At 39.6% G+C, this 16,546-nt stretch carries 15 protein-coding genes; 5 read left to right on the top strand and 10 right to left on the bottom strand.

Features of this window, described 5'->3' with window-relative positions:
• The first annotated feature begins 49 nt into the window (after positions 1–49).
• On the top strand, positions 50–895 hold the full coding sequence (gene ypfJ, locus ACNI3T_RS01735) for a KPN_02809 family neutral zinc metallopeptidase (RefSeq protein WP_418226366.1): 846 nt from the start codon (positions 50–52) through the stop codon (positions 893–895).
• A gap of 59 nt (positions 896–954) precedes the next feature.
• Here ypfJ and ACNI3T_RS01740 read toward each other — a convergent pair whose 3' ends face one another.
• Entirely contained in the window at positions 955–1,830 is an 876-nt protein-coding gene (locus ACNI3T_RS01740) for a DMT family transporter (RefSeq protein ID WP_418226367.1), read from the bottom strand.
• An 8-nt stretch (positions 1,831–1,838) separates the two neighbouring features.
• Positions 1,839–3,383, bottom strand: coding sequence for a hypothetical protein (locus tag ACNI3T_RS01745; protein WP_322302380.1), 1,545 nt, complete (start codon positions 3,381–3,383; stop codon positions 1,839–1,841).
• Positions 3,384–3,531: 148 nt separating this feature from the next.
• Between ACNI3T_RS01745 and ACNI3T_RS01750 the strand changes: the two genes are divergently transcribed.
• The 4 genes from ACNI3T_RS01750 to leuB are packed head-to-tail and all read left to right on the top strand — an operon-like array spanning position 3,532 to position 7,835.
• Positions 3,532–4,704 (top strand): 2-isopropylmalate synthase, encoded by a 1,173-nt coding sequence (locus tag ACNI3T_RS01750; RefSeq protein ID WP_418226368.1) that lies wholly within the window; start codon positions 3,532–3,534, stop codon positions 4,702–4,704.
• A gap of 6 nt (positions 4,705–4,710) precedes the next feature.
• Positions 4,711–6,093, top strand: coding sequence for a 3-isopropylmalate dehydratase large subunit (leuC, locus tag ACNI3T_RS01755; protein WP_418226369.1), 1,383 nt, complete (start codon positions 4,711–4,713; stop codon positions 6,091–6,093).
• Positions 6,093–6,710, top strand: a complete 618-nt coding sequence (gene leuD, locus ACNI3T_RS01760; RefSeq protein WP_418226370.1) for a 3-isopropylmalate dehydratase small subunit — start codon at positions 6,093–6,095, stop codon at positions 6,708–6,710. The genes leuC and leuD overlap by 1 nt, the downstream gene beginning before the upstream one ends.
• A 9-nt stretch (positions 6,711–6,719) precedes the next feature.
• The gene (leuB, locus tag ACNI3T_RS01765) at positions 6,720–7,835 is read left to right on the top strand and encodes a 3-isopropylmalate dehydrogenase (RefSeq protein ID WP_418226371.1); all 1,116 of its coding nucleotides are present in this window, start codon (positions 6,720–6,722) and stop codon (positions 7,833–7,835) included.
• A gap of 64 nt (positions 7,836–7,899) precedes the next feature.
• Here the strand turns inward: leuB and argH are convergent, their stop codons facing one another.
• The 8 genes from argH to argG all read right to left on the bottom strand — a co-directional run bounded on the left by argH (position 7,900) and on the right by argG (position 16,372).
• Entirely contained in the window at positions 7,900–9,177 is a 1,278-nt protein-coding gene (argH, locus tag ACNI3T_RS01770; protein WP_418226372.1) for an argininosuccinate lyase, read from the bottom strand.
• A gap of 166 nt (positions 9,178–9,343) precedes the next feature.
• Complete coding sequence (locus tag ACNI3T_RS01775; RefSeq protein WP_418226373.1) at positions 9,344–10,414, bottom strand: M20 family metallo-hydrolase; 1,071 nt, start codon at positions 10,412–10,414, stop codon at positions 9,344–9,346.
• Complete coding sequence (gene argB / locus ACNI3T_RS01780; RefSeq protein ID WP_418226374.1) at positions 10,414–11,214, bottom strand: acetylglutamate kinase; 801 nt, start codon at positions 11,212–11,214, stop codon at positions 10,414–10,416. The genes ACNI3T_RS01775 and argB overlap by 1 nt, the downstream gene beginning before the upstream one ends.
• Positions 11,202–12,149, bottom strand: a complete 948-nt coding sequence (locus ACNI3T_RS01785; RefSeq protein ID WP_418226375.1) for an N-acetylornithine carbamoyltransferase — start codon at positions 12,147–12,149, stop codon at positions 11,202–11,204. Before ACNI3T_RS01785 ends, argB begins: the two co-directional genes overlap by 13 nt.
• Before the next feature lie 63 nt (positions 12,150–12,212).
• Positions 12,213–13,367, bottom strand: a complete 1,155-nt coding sequence (locus tag ACNI3T_RS01790; RefSeq protein ID WP_418226376.1) for an aspartate aminotransferase family protein — start codon at positions 13,365–13,367, stop codon at positions 12,213–12,215.
• 2 nt (positions 13,368–13,369) lie between these two features.
• Positions 13,370–14,164 (bottom strand): pyrroline-5-carboxylate reductase, encoded by a 795-nt coding sequence (gene proC, locus ACNI3T_RS01795; protein WP_418226377.1) that lies wholly within the window; start codon positions 14,162–14,164, stop codon positions 13,370–13,372.
• A 58-nt stretch (positions 14,165–14,222) separates the two neighbouring features.
• Positions 14,223–15,188 carry an N-acetyl-gamma-glutamyl-phosphate reductase gene (argC, locus tag ACNI3T_RS01800; protein WP_418226378.1) on the bottom strand — a complete coding sequence of 322 codons (966 nt, stop codon included), beginning with the start codon at positions 15,186–15,188 and terminating at the stop codon, positions 14,223–14,225.
• Complete coding sequence (gene argG / locus ACNI3T_RS01805; RefSeq protein ID WP_418226379.1) at positions 15,185–16,372, bottom strand: argininosuccinate synthase; 1,188 nt, start codon at positions 16,370–16,372, stop codon at positions 15,185–15,187. The genes argC and argG overlap by 4 nt, the downstream gene beginning before the upstream one ends.
• Between the last annotated feature and the right edge of the window lie 174 nt (positions 16,373–16,546).

Consider the following 16,546-nt stretch of genomic DNA (forward strand, 5'->3'; position numbering starts at 1 on the left):
AGAATTTACATTCTGCCTTTTTACTATTTTTAACCAAAATATTTAAAATATGAAATGGCAAGGTCGTAGACAAAGCGGGAATGTAGAAGATCGCAGAGGTTCCTCTGGTAAAGGTAAATTAATTGCCGGTGGAGGAATTATAGGTGTAATTTTCGTTATTGCGCAGTTTATTCTTAGCGATGGTGATGTCTCAGTTTTACAACAACTGGAAGGATCTGGCAGTTCCCAGACTGAAACCCGTGAACTTACTGCGGAAGAAAAGGAAATGGGAGAATTTGTCGCTACTGTTCTTGCTGATACTGAAGATGTGTGGAATGATATATTTGCTGAAAATAATATGAATTACCAGGAACCTGGTCTTGTTCTTTTTAGCGATGCTGTTCAAACAGCCTGTGGTGGTGCGTCTTCTGCAAGCGGACCTTTCTACTGCCCTGCAGACCAGAAAATCTATATGGACCTTACTTTTTTCGATCAGTTGAGACAAAGATTTGGTGCAAAAGGTGGTGACTACGCGGTTGCCTATGTGATGGCTCATGAAGTAGGTCACCATGTTCAACATTTGATGGGAACGGCTGGAAAAGTTCGTAATCTTCAGCGGCAATCGAGTCAAACTGAAGCTAACGAACTATCTGTAGCGCTTGAGCTCCAAGCCGATTTTTATGCAGGAGTATGGACAAAGGAGAATCAGCAGTATTTGAGTGAAGGAGATATCGAAGAAGCGTTGAGTGCCGCGAATGCTGTTGGTGATGACGCGATACAGAAACGAACCAGTGGAAGAGTAAATCCAGATTCGTTTACTCATGGAACTTCAGAACAACGTAAATCCTGGTTTATGCGTGGATACCGAACCGGAGATATAAGACAGGGAGATACTTTTAAAGAAGTCTTAAACTAACTATAACTGAATAATATCGAAAGCCACTTATCCAAGTGGTTTTTTTATACCCGGAAATATTATTTTCTGCTTCTCAGCGAACTAAGACTTTCTATTATAACGGCGCTTATGATCAATGAACCACCAATCATGGTTTTTGCTGAAGGGATCTCGTTCAAAAACATAGCTCCAAGCGCGATACCATAAACCGGTTGTATACTGCTCATGATACTCGCCGCAGTTATACTAAAATTCTTAAAACTCTTCAAGAATAAGGTATGCCCAATACAGGTCGTAAGCAAAGCAAGCGTAAGTAGTGGTTTCCATTGTTCCAGAACTTTGTCAACTTCAGAATAAAAGAAAGCAGGAGACAGAACTAAAGCGACCACCAGTATCTGGTAGAACATTAATGTGGAACCATTATAGCGTTCGATCTCTTTTTTCATTAGTAAATTCCGAAGAGAATAAAATACTGCAGATGCAATTCCGAAGAGTACGGCGATAAATGAGTTATTCTCCAGATCGAAATCGGGACTCAGAAAATACACCCCGAACAGCACTAAAAATCCCAGTGCAACATGGATCTTATTGAATCGGGTTTTAAATAATAGTGGCTCCAGAAATGCTGTGATAACCGGATATGTAAATAAGGATAACAAAGCTATGGCAACGCTTGAATATTTAAGGGAATAGAAATAAGTCACCCAGTGCGCTCCCATAAGCAGTCCTCCAGAAATCACTTTTAGCACATCTTTTGTCGAAGCGATCCTTAGGCTTATTCCCTGCCATTTGCAGTACGCATAAAATATAACAGCTGCCAATACACATCGATAGAAAATGGTGATTATGGGATCTAAAGTGATATATCGACCTAAGGCTCCAGATGTACTTATAAGCAACACCGCCAGGTTGAGCATTAGAATATTCGAAATATTGGTAGACTTTGGTGCGGTCATATCTGAATTTAACGCGAAGATGCAGCAGTTTTCTGCTGAATGATAGTTTTTACCGGAACATTTTCAATATTACTTTCCAGCCAGCTAATGATATCCAGGTATAGAAAAGCCCTTCTTTCATAAGGATGTTGCTCGAAAACTTTGAGAACAGCATGTAGTTTTTTGAATTCATCTCTAATATCAAGAGGAGAAACATCCGGTAGCTTTCTTAGGAATTTGATCATCTCTTTCTGAACCTCATGTAGATCGTTCATTCTAATAAGAAACTTGTAAGTGGACTTCACAAGATGATCCAGATGATAATCGAGTCCAGCCTCATAATGTGCTACAAGATTGAGAATTCGGGAGAAACACATAAGATCTTCCCGCATTCCCAATGATTTGTTAGAGATGATCTTTTTAAGAAAAGCAATACATTTTTTATTATCTCCATCCCCAAAATACAAACAGGCGATCTTGTAATAAAATACCATGATATGGTGCTCATCCAACCTTCCCTTGAATTTTGTGATCTTATCTGTGATCTTTTTGACCAGCTCCTGGTTATCTCCAAACTCACCTTTCATAAACTTTAAATTGAGTTTATTGGAATAGACGTAGAGAAAAGAAAGTGCCGCAATATTATCATTGTGTGGGATCTGTGCATCTCGCAAGGAACTTTCCAATTGGATCAAAGTCTTTTCAAAAAGCTCTGTATGATTCAAATAAAACAATGATTCCAACAGGTAATGATTACCTTTTAGATAAGAAACAGGATGCACGGGGATCATATGATCATATTCTACAAAAAGTTCTTTCCATTTCATTGAATAGCGGTAACAACCCAAAAAATCCTGAATTAAAAAACTATACCACATATGGGATTTATAAACCCATAATTTCTCTCGGAAACCAAGCTCTGAAAATGTATAATCGGGTAGTTGCTTTTTAAAATATTCCTTGATGGAAATTGCTTCTTCTTCAGTACGGCAATAGCCTTGTTTCAGAAAAATTGCATATAATTCCAGGGAAAGATTCGATAGATCTCCCCACAATGAATTTAGCGCACTGATCTCCCGGGTTTGACGAATAAGAATATCTGCCCTGTTATTCATACTCCGGGTGATATATTGCGACTCTATGATCTTCTCAAGCTCCAGAACTTCATAAGCAAGGTTCTTCTCTTCAAAATTTAGTGCCAGCAACTTCACTTTGTCCAGCAACTTTAAACTCTGCTTATATAAACCTTTGTGATATAAGATGTAAGCGAAATCAAGTTGTTCCCGAATTTGAACCGGAATACTCTGGTGTGCTGGATTGAGCCTTAGAGAAATTAAAAGCTGCTTGTATAGATGCGTCTTGACGTTGGAAAGCTGAAGCTTCGTAATACTGGTGTTTTCAAGAATTTCAGCTTCATTATATTTTTTTTGCTTTGAAATAACTTTATATAAATTCAGAAATTTTGAATCTGAATTCACCCCAATTCTTCCAACATAAAGCGAAAACTGTCTTTTTTCTGAAGCAGATAAGGATTTGATTAAAGAAAACAGGTTTTCGGTTAGATCATTGGTCATTGTAAAAGTAGGTTTACTAGTTAATTGTAATTCAGTTAGTTATATACTTTTTACTTTGTTTTAATTACTGTAACATGTTAGGACTGTGACCAGAAAACTTGTAGTGAGACTGATACATTAGTTAAAGATAAAGCAAAATAAATCTCACATGCGTACTGAAAAGGTAGAAATTTTTGACACTACATTGAGGGACGGAGAACAAGTCCCCGGCTGCAAATTGAATACGGAACAGAAGAAGAAGATCGCTGCACGACTCGATAAACTTGGTGTTGATGTTATTGAAGCAGGCTTCCCGGTATCGAGTCCTGGCGACTTTCAATCTGTCACCGAAATCTCAAAACTCGTAAAAAATGCGACGGTTTGCGGACTTACCCGCGCCGTAAAAAACGACATCAAGGTTGCTGCAGATGCGCTCAAATATGCCCGAAAGCCCAGAATCCACACAGGAATTGGAACTTCAGATTCTCATATAAAATATAAGTTCAAGTCCAGTCGTCCAGAAATCATTGAAAGAGCTGGTGAAGCCGTGGCTTATGCTAAAAGCTTCGTAGACGATGTTGAATTCTATGCGGAAGATGCTGGAAGAACTGAAAACGAATTCCTGGCAAAAGTATGTACCGAAGCTGTGAAAAACGGGGCTACCGTAATAAATATTCCAGATACAACAGGATATTGCCTACCGGAAGAATATGGCAGAAAGATAAAATATTTAAAAGAAAATGTGGTTGGGATCGAGAATGTGATCATCTCCTGCCATTGCCATAATGATCTTGGACTGGCTACAGCCAATGCAATCGCTGGTATTACCAATGGAGCCAGGCAAATAGAATGCACCATCAATGGGATAGGAGAACGTGCTGGAAATACGGCTTTGGAAGAGGTCGTCATGATCTTAAGACAACATCCATATCTTGATTTGAATACAGACATTAATCCGCAGTTATTATACGACACCAGTAATATGGTCTCGAGAGAGATGGGTATGTTCGTACAACCAAACAAAGCGATCGTGGGTGCCAATGCATTTGCGCATAGTTCTGGAATTCATCAGGATGGCGTCATCAAGAATAGAGAAACCTATGAAATCATTAATCCAGCCGATGTCGGGGTCACCGAGTCGGCTATTGTTTTAACTGCTCGCAGTGGAAGAGCGGCACTTGCTTACAAAGCCAAGAAAATGGGTTATGATCTAACAAAAATAGAACTGGATCATGTTTACCTTGAGTTCTTAAACTTTGCAGATGCTAAGAAACAGGTGGCAGACACTGATATTCATACGATCATGGATATCTTCAAAAAGAGTTCACGAGCAATTGCCTGATTTGTTATGAAGAAAACATTATTTGATAAAATATGGGATTCCCATGTTGTGGAAAGCATTCCTAATGGACCGGACATTTTGTATATCGATAAACATTTAATTCATGAAGTAACCAGTCCTCAAGCTTTTAATGAGTTAAAGGAAAGAAATATCCCGGTTTTTCGGCCGGAACAGATCGTGGCTACGGCAGATCATAATACGCCAACCCAGGATCAGCATTTGCCGGTCAGGGATCTTTTATCCAGAAAGCAACTAAAGGAGCTGAGTCAGAACTGTGAAGAAAACGATATTACGCTTTATGGCCTGGGACATCCCTATAATGGGATCGTTCATGTAATGGCCCCGGAGCTGGGAATCACTCAGCCCGGCATGACCATAGTTTGCGGTGACAGCCATACTTCTACTCATGGCGCTTTTGGAACGATTGCCTTCGGAATAGGAACCAGCCAGGTAACTCAGGTTTTTGCAAGCCAGTGTCTACTGGTAGAAAAGCCAAAAAAGCTTCGGGTGAATGTGAATGGAAAACTGAAGAAGGGAGTTTTGCCTAAGGATGTAATCCTGTACATTATAAGTAAACTGGGAACAAATTCAGGTACCGGTTACTTTTGTGAGTACGCGGGAGAAGTGTTTGAAGAAATGTCTATGGAAGGCCGAATGACGGTTTGCAATATGAGTATAGAAATGGGAGCACGCGGTGGCCTTATTGCTCCAGATCAAACCACGATAGATTACGTGGAAGGCAGAGAATTTGCACCTAAGGGCGATGATTTTGATAAAATGACCGCTTACTGGGAGACCTTAAAAACTGATCCGGAAGCTGAATTTGACCAGGAATATTCGTTTGAAGCTGAAGATATAGAACCTATGATAACCTACGGAACAAACCCGGGAATGGGAATTAAACTCACCGGTAGTATTCCTGTGGAAGGAAATAAAAGCGATGCCAAGGCTTTAGCCTATATGGATTTCAAGCCGGGAGAAATTTTATTAGATAAACCAATCAACTATATTTTTATTGGTAGTTGCACGAATTCCAGAATTGAAGATTTCAGAGTTGCTGCATCTTATATCAAAGGAAAACAGAAAGCAGAAAATGTAAATGCATTGATCGTTCCCGGAAGCCAGCAGGTAGCCATACAAATTAAAGAAGAAGGACTGGACAAGGTATTTGAAGAAGCCGGTTTTACTTTAAGACAACCAGGATGTTCGGCATGTCTGGCAATGAACGATGACAAGATCCCAGAGGGAGAATATTGTGTATCTACCAGTAATAGAAATTTTGAAGGTAGGCAGGGACCGGGTTCCAGAACAATTCTGGCAAGTCCATTGACCGCCGCAGCGACTGCTATTTCAGGAAAGATTTCAGACTATACGCTAACAATGAACTAATGGAGAAATTTATAACACTTACAGATACCGCCGTTCCTTTAGATGATGAAAACGTTGACACAGACCAGATCATTCCTGCCCGTTTTCTAAAAGCGACAGATAAAGCTGGTTTTGGTGAAAATCTTTTTAAGGACTGGCGCTTTGATAAAAATGGAGATCCAAATAAAGATTTTGTATTGAATCAAGATAAATATTCTGGTTCCATACTGATCGCAGGAAATAATTTTGGATGTGGATCAAGTCGTGAACATGCCGCCTGGGCCATAAAAGCTTACGGTTTTAAAGCTGTTGTTTCCAGTTACTTTGCAGATATTTTTAAAGGCAATGCGTTAAATAACGGACTTTTGCCAGTTCAGGTGAGTTCCGATTTTCTTTATAAGCTATTTACTTCAGTAGAGAAAAATCCGGAAGAAAAATTCAGCATTGATCTTGAAAATCAATTTATAAAAATTGAAAGTTCTGCTGAAAAAGAACATTTTGACATAGATCCCTACAAAAAAACCTGCCTGATCAATGGTTATGATGATATAGATTTTCTAACAAGTAAGCTGCAAGCTATTGAGAAATTTGAGCAGAAACGTAAAGACATAGAACCTGTACCACAGGAAACCTTATAAAAATAGTGTATGAAATTTAATATAGCTGTACTTCCCGGAGACGGGATTGGTCCTGAAATAACACAGCAGTCAGTAAAAGTGCTGAAGGCTGTTGCAGATAGATTTGATCATGAGTTCATTTTTGAAGAAGCTGTAGTTGGCGCGGTGGCAATTGATAAGTTGGGGGATCCATTGCCTGAGACAACACTGGAACTCTGTAAAAGATCTGACGCTGTGCTTTTTGGGGCGATTGGTGATCCTAAATATGACAATGATCCTTCTGCGAAAGTAAGGCCGGAACAGGGCTTGTTACGCCTTAGAAAAGAACTAGGTCTTTTCGCTAATATTAGACCTGTAAAAGCTCACGAAAGCCTTTTACACCAGTCTCCGCTTAAAAGAGAAAATATTGAGGGAGCAGATATGATCATATTCAGGGAACTTACCGGCGGAATATATTTTGGTGAAAAAAGCACTTCAGAAGATGGTCAAAGCGCTTCAGATCTTTGCACTTATTCCGTAGAAGAAATTGAACGCGTAGCTCATCTGGCCTTTAAAGCTGCGGAAACAAGGAGGAACAAATTAACGCTAGTAGACAAAGCTAATGTGCTGGAAACATCTCGTTTATGGCGAAAAACGGTTAATAAAATCGCTAAGCAGTATCCTGAGGTAGCAGTGGACTACCTATTCGTAGATAACGCAGCCATGCAAATGATCCTCAATCCCAGACAATTCGATGTGATTCTAACCGAAAATATGTTTGGTGATATTATTTCAGACGAAGCTAGTGTTATTGGTGGTAGTATTGGACTATTGGAATCAGCTTCCGTAGGAAATGAAAATGCACTTTTTGAACCTATTCATGGATCTTATCCTCAGGCCGCCGGACAGGGAATCGCAAATCCTTTAGCTTCTGTACTTTCTGCTGCGATGCTACTGGATCATTTAGGACTTAAAGCCGAAGCTGATACGGTTAGGATGGCGGTAGATCTAAGCTTAAAACTGAATGTCTGCACTATAGACATCAATAAAGACAATCATTACTCGACCGAAAGGGTTGGAGATTTTCTGGAAAGCGTCATCAGTGACACTGAAAATCATATTGTAAATAAGGAAAACCTGAGTTTAGGGCAAACGACCATTATTTAAATTTTAGTTCATGTTTGTAGACTGCAGCCTCCTGGAAATTTGGTTTTTCAGGAGGCCTGTCGTTTTATAACTGTTGCAATTTTGTCCTGATCATATTTAATGAAAGATTATCCTTACTACCGGAATGAGTATGCTGCATGCCTTCAGTAGCTTCATAAGTGTCATTTTGGACCTGTTCTCCAATGATCTGGTAAGCATCTCGAAATGACTTTCCTCCTATCACGAGTTCGTTGATACTATCCACGCTAAACAGATATTTATATTTCTCATCCCTGATATCGATATTTTTAACAATGATCTTGCTGATGGAATAGGTGAAAACATCTAGGATTTCTTTGATGTTTTCCACCGCGTAAATACTATTCTCTTTAATAAGCTGAAAATCCCTGTGATATCCACTAGGGAGATTATTAGTGATCAGGATCATTTCATTTGCGATCGCCTGCAGCTTATTGCATTTTCCTCTAACCAGTTCGAAAACATCAGGATTTTTCTTGTGTGGCATGATACTGGAACCGGTTGTCAACTCATCCGGAAAAGTGATAAAATCAAAGTTCTGACTCATATACAAACAAATATCCATAGCAAACCTGGAAAGTGTGTTTGCAAGAGATGAGATACTGGAAGTAACCGTTCGCTCACATTTCCCCCTACTCATCTGGGCAGCTACAACATTATATTTCTGAGTTGCAAAGCCCAGTTCCCTGGTGGTAAATTCCCTGTCTATAGGAAATGAAGAGCCATATCCTGCAGCAGAACCCAGCGGATTTTGATCCACGATCTTTTGCCCGGCATCGAGTAAGTATAGATCATCAATTAATAATTCTGCGTAAGCTGAAAACCATAAACCAAAAGAGGAAGGCATCGCCACCTGAAGATGTGTATACCCGGGAAGCAATTTTTCCTTGTGTTCCTCTGCAAGTTTTAAAAGTATATCGATCAAATTCCTGGTTTTTCCAGAAATATCTAGCAGGTTCTCTTTAAAATATAATTGTTGTGCTACAAGAACCTGGTCGTTTCTTGATCGGGCCGTATGAATCTTTTTACCAGTATCGCCCAGTTTGGAAGTGAGTTCATATTCGATCTTGGAATGCACATCTTCAAATTCCTCTTCGATCTCAAATTCACCATTTTCGAGTTGCTGGTTCAATAGCTCCAATTCTGAAACTAATAGATCTACTTCCTGTGATTCCAGAATCCCAACTTGCCCCAACATTTTAGCGTGTGCGGTGGACGCCTGTATATCATATTTAGCTAGATGCATGTCGAGTTCACGATCATTTCCCACAGTGAATTTCTCGATCTGTTTATCTATTGAAATGCCTTTATCCCAAAGTTTCATAGTTTTTATTTTAGTCTGTGTTATCCCGATTTTGTTTGACTTCGCCGAATCTTAGATTTCAGCTTCTCATAGATCCTTAAATAAATTCAGGATGCCCAATATCTATTTTTTTGCTGCACTAAGCTTGTCACACTTCAACAAGCTCAGTGTAGCAATTCCAGTGATTTTATTTCTTAAGTGCTCTCTCAAGCAACTTTATATACTTTTCAATACCTTCTTCGATCTCCTTTACATAAATAAATTCATCTGCCGAATGTGACCTGGTAGAATCTCCCGGTCCTAGTTTTAGTGAAGGACAGCTTAACATCGCCTGGTCTGAAAGTGTTGGGGAACCGTAAGTTTCCATCCCTATCTCTATTCCTGCTTTTACAAGGTCATGATCAAGTGGGATCGAAGACGAATTCAACCTTAAACTTCTCGCAGTGATCTCATCTACTGGTGCTTTTTCTTTTAAAACCCGCTCGATCTCTTCGTTGCTATACTTATCATTTACCCTAACATCGATCACCAGATGTGTCCTAGCGGGCACTACATTATGCTGACTTCCAGCCTTGATCTGCGTAACCGTCACTTTCACTTCTCCAAGACTTTCAGACAATTTGTCTAATTTAAAGTTTTCGAACCAGTTCAGAACTCGCGCAGTTTTATAGATCGAGTTATCAGGATTTGGATGTGCCGCATGGGAAGGAGTTCCCTTTACAACAGCATCGAAAACTATCAGACCTTTTTCAGCCACTGCAAGATTCATCAGGGTTGGTTCCCCTACAATCGCGACATCTATTTTCGGCAAGTTTGGTAATAATTGTGAAATCCCATTCTTTCCGTTGATCTCCTCTTCCGCAGTTCCGGCGAAAATGATATTATAATTTAAATTCTGTTCGGAATATAAATAAGTGAATGTAGCCAGTAGGGATACCAGGCAGCCACCCGCATCATTGCTTCCAAGTCCATACAATTTACCATTCTCAATCTTTGCCTCAAAAGGATCTCTGGTATAAGCTGAATTTGGTTTTACCGTGTCATGATGAGAATTGAGCAATAGGTTTGGTTTAGTATCGTCAAAATGCTCATTCGTCGCCCAGACATTATGAAGACTACGCATATGTGGAATGTTGTGGTCTGTAAACCATTTTTCAAGCCAGTCTGCTGTTTTATCTTCCTCTCCTGAAAAAGACTGGGTCCTAATCAGGTTCTGCAATAGTTGCAACGCTTCCTTCTGAAGTTCTTTGATCTGCATTAGTGTACAATTTTTGTATGTTTTGCACCATTTTTCAAAAGTTCAGCATCTCCTAAATAGACGGTAGAAACTCCTCTGTTGATGGCTTCAAAGCAATTATGAAGTTTTGGCAACATCCCATCTGTGATCACTTTAGATGCTTTCAATTGCTGATAGTTCTCTGGATTCAACTCAGCAATCACTGAATTATCATCATCCATATTCTTTAGAACTCCTTTCTTTTCTGAACAGTAAAAAAGCTGGGTTGTATAGATATTGCTCATAGCAATCGCTATTTCTGAAGCTACCGAATCTCCATTGGTATTCAGCAAAACCCCTTCTTCGGTAGAAGAAATCGCTGAAAATACGGGTACGATCTCCTGCTTTAAAAGTGATTTGATAAATTCAATATTCACTTTTACCACATCCCCAACCAAACCGTAATCAACTTCTTTAACTTCACGTTTTTTGGAAATTAGTACGTTAGCATCTGCTCCGCAAAGTCCGATCGCATTTTGTTTACTTCCCTGTAATTGTGCAACGATACTTTTATTTAAAAGTCCTCCATAAACCATCGTGATCACTTCCATAGAGTTCTTATCCGTAATTCTTCTGCCATCTAACATCTGAGTTTCAATGCCTAATTTTTCTGCGACTTCAGTAGCTTTATTTCCACCTCCGTGTACAAGAATTTTAGGACCTTTAAGCTGAACAAAATCTTTCAGGAAAGAATCTAGCAGCTCTTGGTTTTCAATGAGCTTCCCTCCTATTTTAATGACATTAAGAACATCTGTCGCCGGATTGTGAACTATTTCGAGCATTCCAGTAATTTTTTTAATACCGCTTGTGCTGCATAGGTTCTGTTATTCGCCTGCTGAATCACAATGGAATTCTCACTATCCAGAATATCATCAGCAATCACGACGTTTCTCCTAACAGGAAGACAATGCATCACTTTTGCGTTATTGGTTTTCTTTAATTTAGCCTGATCTACGGTCCAGTTTTCTTCAACCTCGAGTACCTGACCGTATTTTTTATAACTACTCCAGTTTTTTACGTATACAATGTCGGCGTCCTTAAAAGCTTTTTCCTGGTCATGCTCAACACGAACGTCTTTTCGAATTTTTGGATCCAGATCATATCCTTCAGGATTAGCGATCACAAGATCAACTTCCATTTTCTGCATCACTTCAGTAAAAGAATTCGCTACAGATTGTGGTAAGGCTTTTGGGTGCGGAGCCCAGGTCAACACTACCTTAGGACGGTATTTCTCACTTAATTCCTGAATGGTGATCGCATCTGTTAAAGCCTGCAACGGGTGGCCAGTAGCGCTTTCCAGATTCACTATGGGAACTGAAGCGTATTTTTTGAAACTATTCATCACCAGTTCAGTTTCATCCTTCTCCCTGTCTTTAAGGCCTGGAAATGCTCGTACTGCGATAATATCGCAATATTGTGAAAGTACTGCAGCTGCTTCTTTTATATGTTCTGCTTTGTCTGAATTCATAATCGCACCTTCTTCAAATTCTAACGCCCAACCATCTTTGTCAGCATTCATGACCATCACCTCCATACCTAGTAATCTGGCAGCTTTTTCAGTGCTTAGACGGGTACGAAGACTTGGATTGAAAAATAACATTCCCAGAGTTTTACCTTTTCCAGGTTTTTCCTCTGGAGGATTTGATTTCATGGCTCTTGCGTCATGGATCAAAGCTTTAAGATCCTCAATATCTGATAGGTTTATATAGTTTTTCATTCTTATACTTTTCTGAAAACCGAAGTTTACTGACTATGCTAATTATTTTTTCTGAAGTGGTCGTTACGAAGCTTCAGAGCCTATTTTTTGATTTTTCAATGCTTGCCTTAAAGCTTCAAAAAAGATCTGAAATTGTTCTTTCTGAATATTTAATGGTGGAAGGATTCGGAGTAGTTTTTTATTTGATGACGCCCCGGTAAATACCTGGAAGTCAAATAAAAGTTCCTTCCGAAGTGCAGCGATCTCAAAGTCAAACTCCAGTCCTATCATCAAACCCCGACCTTTTATCTTTTTTATTTCTGAAATCTTAGCTGCTTCCTCCCGGATATATTCTGAAACTTCAGTAGCATTATGCATCAGGTTTTCTTCTTTGATAGTATCTAAAACTGAAATCGCCGCAGCACATGCGAGATGATTTCCGCCGAAAGTCGTACCCAGCATTCCGTAGTGAGGAGTAATTTTAGGGTCGATCAAAATTCCGCCGACAGGAAAACCGTTCCCCATTCCTTTGGCCATACTAACAATATCTGGCCTAATTCCATGCTTCTGAAAAGCGAAGAATTCTCCGGTTCTACCAAACCCAGACTGTACCTCATCTGCGATTAGCATGACATTGTACTCCTTACAAATATCGGCTGCGGCCTTGTAGAAACCGGAGTCTGCTTCATCCAGTCCGCCAACACCCTGGATCACTTCAAAAATAACTGCTGCAACATCCCCTTTCTTGAATTCAGTTTCTAATGCAGCTATGTTATTAAATGCCAGTCGGGTAGCCTTATGACCTTTATTGAATGGTGCTTTGATGTTTTCATTATCGGTAATCGCCACTACGCCAGAAGTTCTACCGTGAAAAGCATTCTCGAAGTAAATGATCCTGTCCTTGCCAGTATGAAAAGAAGCGACTTTTAGAGCATTTTCATTAGCTTCAGCTCCAGAGCTACATAAGAACAGCGCATAATCCTTAATTCCAGAAATTTCCTCCAGTTTATCTGCAAGTTCATTTTGCAGGGGATTTTTGATGGAATTGGAATAAAAGCCAAGTTGTGCAACCTGAGTTTGTATGGCCTGTACATAGTTTGCATGCGAATGACCAATGGAGATGACCGCGTGACCTCCATAAAGATCCAGGTACTTCTTGCCGCTTTCATCATAAACATAGCAACCATCACCCTTGACCGGGGTGATATCGTATAACGGGTAAACATCAAATAATTCCATAATTACTGGTCTGATATTGTATTAATCTTTTTAAAAGAGGCTTGTATTCCTTTAATCAGCGAGGAACTCAGGCCGTTATGCTCCATCTCGTTAAGACCCTCTATAGTGCAGCCTCTTGGAGTGGTTACCTTATCGATCTCTTCCTCCGGATGTTTACCTGATTCTATCAAAAGACTGGCGGCTCCCAGGCAGGTTTGCATAGAGAGCTCCTGCGCGTCCTTCGCATCAAACCCAAGTTGCACAGCTCCCTGAGTAGTCGCACGTATTAAACGCAGCCAGAAAGCGACACCACTGGCGCAAATAACCGTGGCTGCCTGCATTTTATTCTCAGGGATGATAATACTGGTTCCCAATCTGTTGAAAATAGCTTCAGCGATCTTAATTCTTTTTTCACCTACTTCATTACTACACAAACAGGTCATGGATTTCCCAACAGCGATCGCCGTATTAGGCATGGACCTGATAATGTAATGATCCTGACCAATGATGGCTTCGATCCTGGGAATCTTAAAGCCGGTAACTGTTGAGATCAAAACATGCTTATCTGTAAGTTCCTCTTTGATCTCCTCAAGAATGCGTTCAAACTGCGTGGGCTGAACGGCAAAGATCAGAATATCAGAATTTCTGACTGCTTTCAGGTTATCTGAAGTTACATGAACCTTTGCATATTCTTCAAATTCCTGGATATTTTCAATCTTTCTTTTACTTAGGTAAAGCGTGGTAAACGCATTACTGAAGATGAGGCCCTTCGCAATAGAAACACCTAGATTCCCAGCACCTATAATTGCTATTTTCATATCACCTTAATTATCATTGGTTCTTGTGTAATAGATAAAATCATCCAATTGTGAAATTTTAGAAATAACTTGCTTTTAGATTCAAACCTGTCTTCTCTTCAAAGCCAAACATTAGATTCATATTTTGAACAGCCTGTCCTGAAGCTCCTTTCAGTAGATTATCGATTACGCTTGTGATCAATAATTTATCATCAAATTTTTGCAACCTCAACAGGCACCTATTAGTATTAACCACTTGTTTTAAGTGCATTTCTTCTTCAGTAATGAAAGTAAACGCGGCATTTTTATAGAATTCGGAATACATCAATTTTGCCTCTTCCAGTTCACCTTCAAATTTTGTGTACGCCGTTGCATGAATACCTCTTGAAAAATTCCCTCTATTCGGAATAAAATTGATCGCAGCACTATGAGTTTCCTGAAGCTGCTTTAGACTCTGCCCTATTTCCTGCAAATGTTGATGCTCAAAACTCTTATATGCTGAAAAGTTATTGTCCCTCCAGGTAAAATGAGTTGTTTTAGAAAGCGAAGTACCAGCACCTGTCGCACCAGTTACGGCATTCACATGAACGTCTTCCAGCAAGAAACCTGCCTGCGCTAATGGAAGAATTGCCAGGCTAATCGCAGTAGCAAAACATCCCGGGTTCGCAATAAAACTGGCAGACTGGATCTTATCCTTATTCATTTCCGGAAGACCATAAACAAAGGTGTGGTCATTCGACTTCATTCTGAAATCTGTGCTTAGATCTACGATCTTCGTTCTTTCTGAAAACTCATTTTCTGAAAGAAACTTTTTAGAATTCCCATGTCCGAGACAAAGAAAAACCACGTCTGCTTCCTTATTGATCAGATTAGTGAACTTCAGTTCAGTCTCTCCAATAAGATCCTGGTGAATACTATGAACAGGCCTGCCGGGTTGAGAAGTGCTGTAGACAAAATTCAGGTTTACTTCAGGATGGTATAATAAGATCCTGATCAATTCTCCCGCAGTATAACCTGCTCCTCCAATAATTCCTGCCTCTATCATGAATCCTGATTTACGTGTTGATATATCTTTCCTGAATTAGAAAGGATCTTAATAAATCCTTTGGCATCTTCGGCTGTCCAGGCTTTGTTCTCTTCACCATAATTCCCAAAACTGCTGTTCATAAGATCGTTCGGCGAGCTAATCCCATCCAGCCTAAAATGGTAAGGTTTCAGGCTTACAAAAACATCACCGGTCACTTTTGATTGGGAGCTTTCTAATTGCGCTTCAAAATCCCTCATCACCGGATCTAGATACAATCCTTCATGCAGATGCATCCCATACCAGTTCGAGGTATATTCTTTATGTTGTAATTGCCATTTGCTTAGCGTATGCTTCTCTAAAAGGTGATGCGCCTTTATGGTGATAAGTGCTGCAGCTGCTTCAAAACCTACTCTACCTTTAATTCCTATGATCGTATCACCTACATGAATGTCTCTTCCAATTGCAAATTTTGAAGCGATCCCTTCAAGGATATCTATATTCTGCACAGGTTCGTTTTCATTTCCATCAATAGCAATGAGCTCACCTTGTTTAAATGTTAACTTAATTTGCTTTGGTTCTTTTTCCTGCAATTGAGAAGGAAATGCCTCTTCTGGCAATGCTTTTTCTGAAGTCAGAGTTTCTGCTCCTCCAACACTGGTTCCCCACAGACCTTTATTAACCGAATATTTTGCTTTATCCCAGTTCATCTCGACCCCTTTACTTTTAAGGTATTCGATCTCTTCCTGTCTGTTTAGTTGTTTGTCTCTTATAGGAGTTATAATTTGTATATCTGGGGCAATGATCTGGAAGATCATATCAAATCGAACTTGGTCGTTTCCTGCACCGGTGCTACCATGGGCGATATATCCAGCACCTGTTTTTTTTGCGTAATTCACGATTTCCATGGCCTGTACGATCCTCTCTGCACTTACAGATAAAGGATAAGTATCATTCTTAAGAACATTTCCAAAAATGAGATATTTTACCACTTTTTCGTAAAAGGAGTTGACCGCATCGATATTTTTATAGCTACTCGCTCCTATCTTTTTGGCATTTTCACCAATATTTTTTATTTCTTCTTCTGAAAATCCTCCAGTATTCACACTTACGGCATGAACTTCAAAACCTTCTTCTTCAGATAAATACTTTGCACAATATGAAGTATCTAAACCTCCACTGTATGCTATAACTACTTTTTTCATAACTAACTTTTGTTCTATGAATCAACCAGCAATAATTCAGGTCGATATAACTTATGTTATATGCTGAAGGATCTTGTTTAGATCCAGTTTAGTTTTTTTTTAAATTCAACCCTTTTCCTTCTTATAGAAAAGTGTCTGCTTGATATGTTTTAATCGCTGAAATGCCTTTTCGTT

Source organism: Christiangramia qingdaonensis (assembly GCF_048381525.1).
Taxonomy (GTDB): domain Bacteria; phylum Bacteroidota; class Bacteroidia; order Flavobacteriales; family Flavobacteriaceae; genus Christiangramia.

What these genes read in the sequence shown, in the direction of transcription:
- ypfJ (WP_418226366.1), top strand. Translation starts at nt 50, where the DNA reads ATGAAATGGCAAGGTCGTAGACAAAGCGGGAATGTAGAAGATCGCAGA.
- ACNI3T_RS01740 (WP_418226367.1), bottom strand. Translation starts at nt 1,830, where the DNA reads ATGACCGCACCAAAGTCTACCAATATTTCGAATATTCTAATGCTCAAC.
- ACNI3T_RS01745 (WP_322302380.1), bottom strand. Translation starts at nt 3,383, where the DNA reads ATGACCAATGATCTAACCGAAAACCTGTTTTCTTTAATCAAATCCTTA.
- ACNI3T_RS01750 (WP_418226368.1), top strand. Translation starts at nt 3,532, where the DNA reads ATGCGTACTGAAAAGGTAGAAATTTTTGACACTACATTGAGGGACGGA.
- leuC (WP_418226369.1), top strand. Translation starts at nt 4,711, where the DNA reads ATGAAGAAAACATTATTTGATAAAATATGGGATTCCCATGTTGTGGAA.
- leuD (WP_418226370.1), top strand. Translation starts at nt 6,093, where the DNA reads ATGGAGAAATTTATAACACTTACAGATACCGCCGTTCCTTTAGATGAT.
- leuB (WP_418226371.1), top strand. Translation starts at nt 6,720, where the DNA reads ATGAAATTTAATATAGCTGTACTTCCCGGAGACGGGATTGGTCCTGAA.
- argH (WP_418226372.1), bottom strand. Translation starts at nt 9,177, where the DNA reads ATGAAACTTTGGGATAAAGGCATTTCAATAGATAAACAGATCGAGAAA.
- ACNI3T_RS01775 (WP_418226373.1), bottom strand. Translation starts at nt 10,414, where the DNA reads ATGCAGATCAAAGAACTTCAGAAGGAAGCGTTGCAACTATTGCAGAAC.
- argB (WP_418226374.1), bottom strand. Translation starts at nt 11,214, where the DNA reads ATGCTCGAAATAGTTCACAATCCGGCGACAGATGTTCTTAATGTCATT.
- ACNI3T_RS01785 (WP_418226375.1), bottom strand. Translation starts at nt 12,149, where the DNA reads ATGAAAAACTATATAAACCTATCAGATATTGAGGATCTTAAAGCTTTG.
- ACNI3T_RS01790 (WP_418226376.1), bottom strand. Translation starts at nt 13,367, where the DNA reads ATGGAATTATTTGATGTTTACCCGTTATACGATATCACCCCGGTCAAG.
- proC (WP_418226377.1), bottom strand. Translation starts at nt 14,164, where the DNA reads ATGAAAATAGCAATTATAGGTGCTGGGAATCTAGGTGTTTCTATTGCG.
- argC (WP_418226378.1), bottom strand. Translation starts at nt 15,188, where the DNA reads ATGATAGAGGCAGGAATTATTGGAGGAGCAGGTTATACTGCGGGAGAA.
- argG (WP_418226379.1), bottom strand. Translation starts at nt 16,372, where the DNA reads ATGAAAAAAGTAGTTATAGCATACAGTGGAGGTTTAGATACTTCATAT.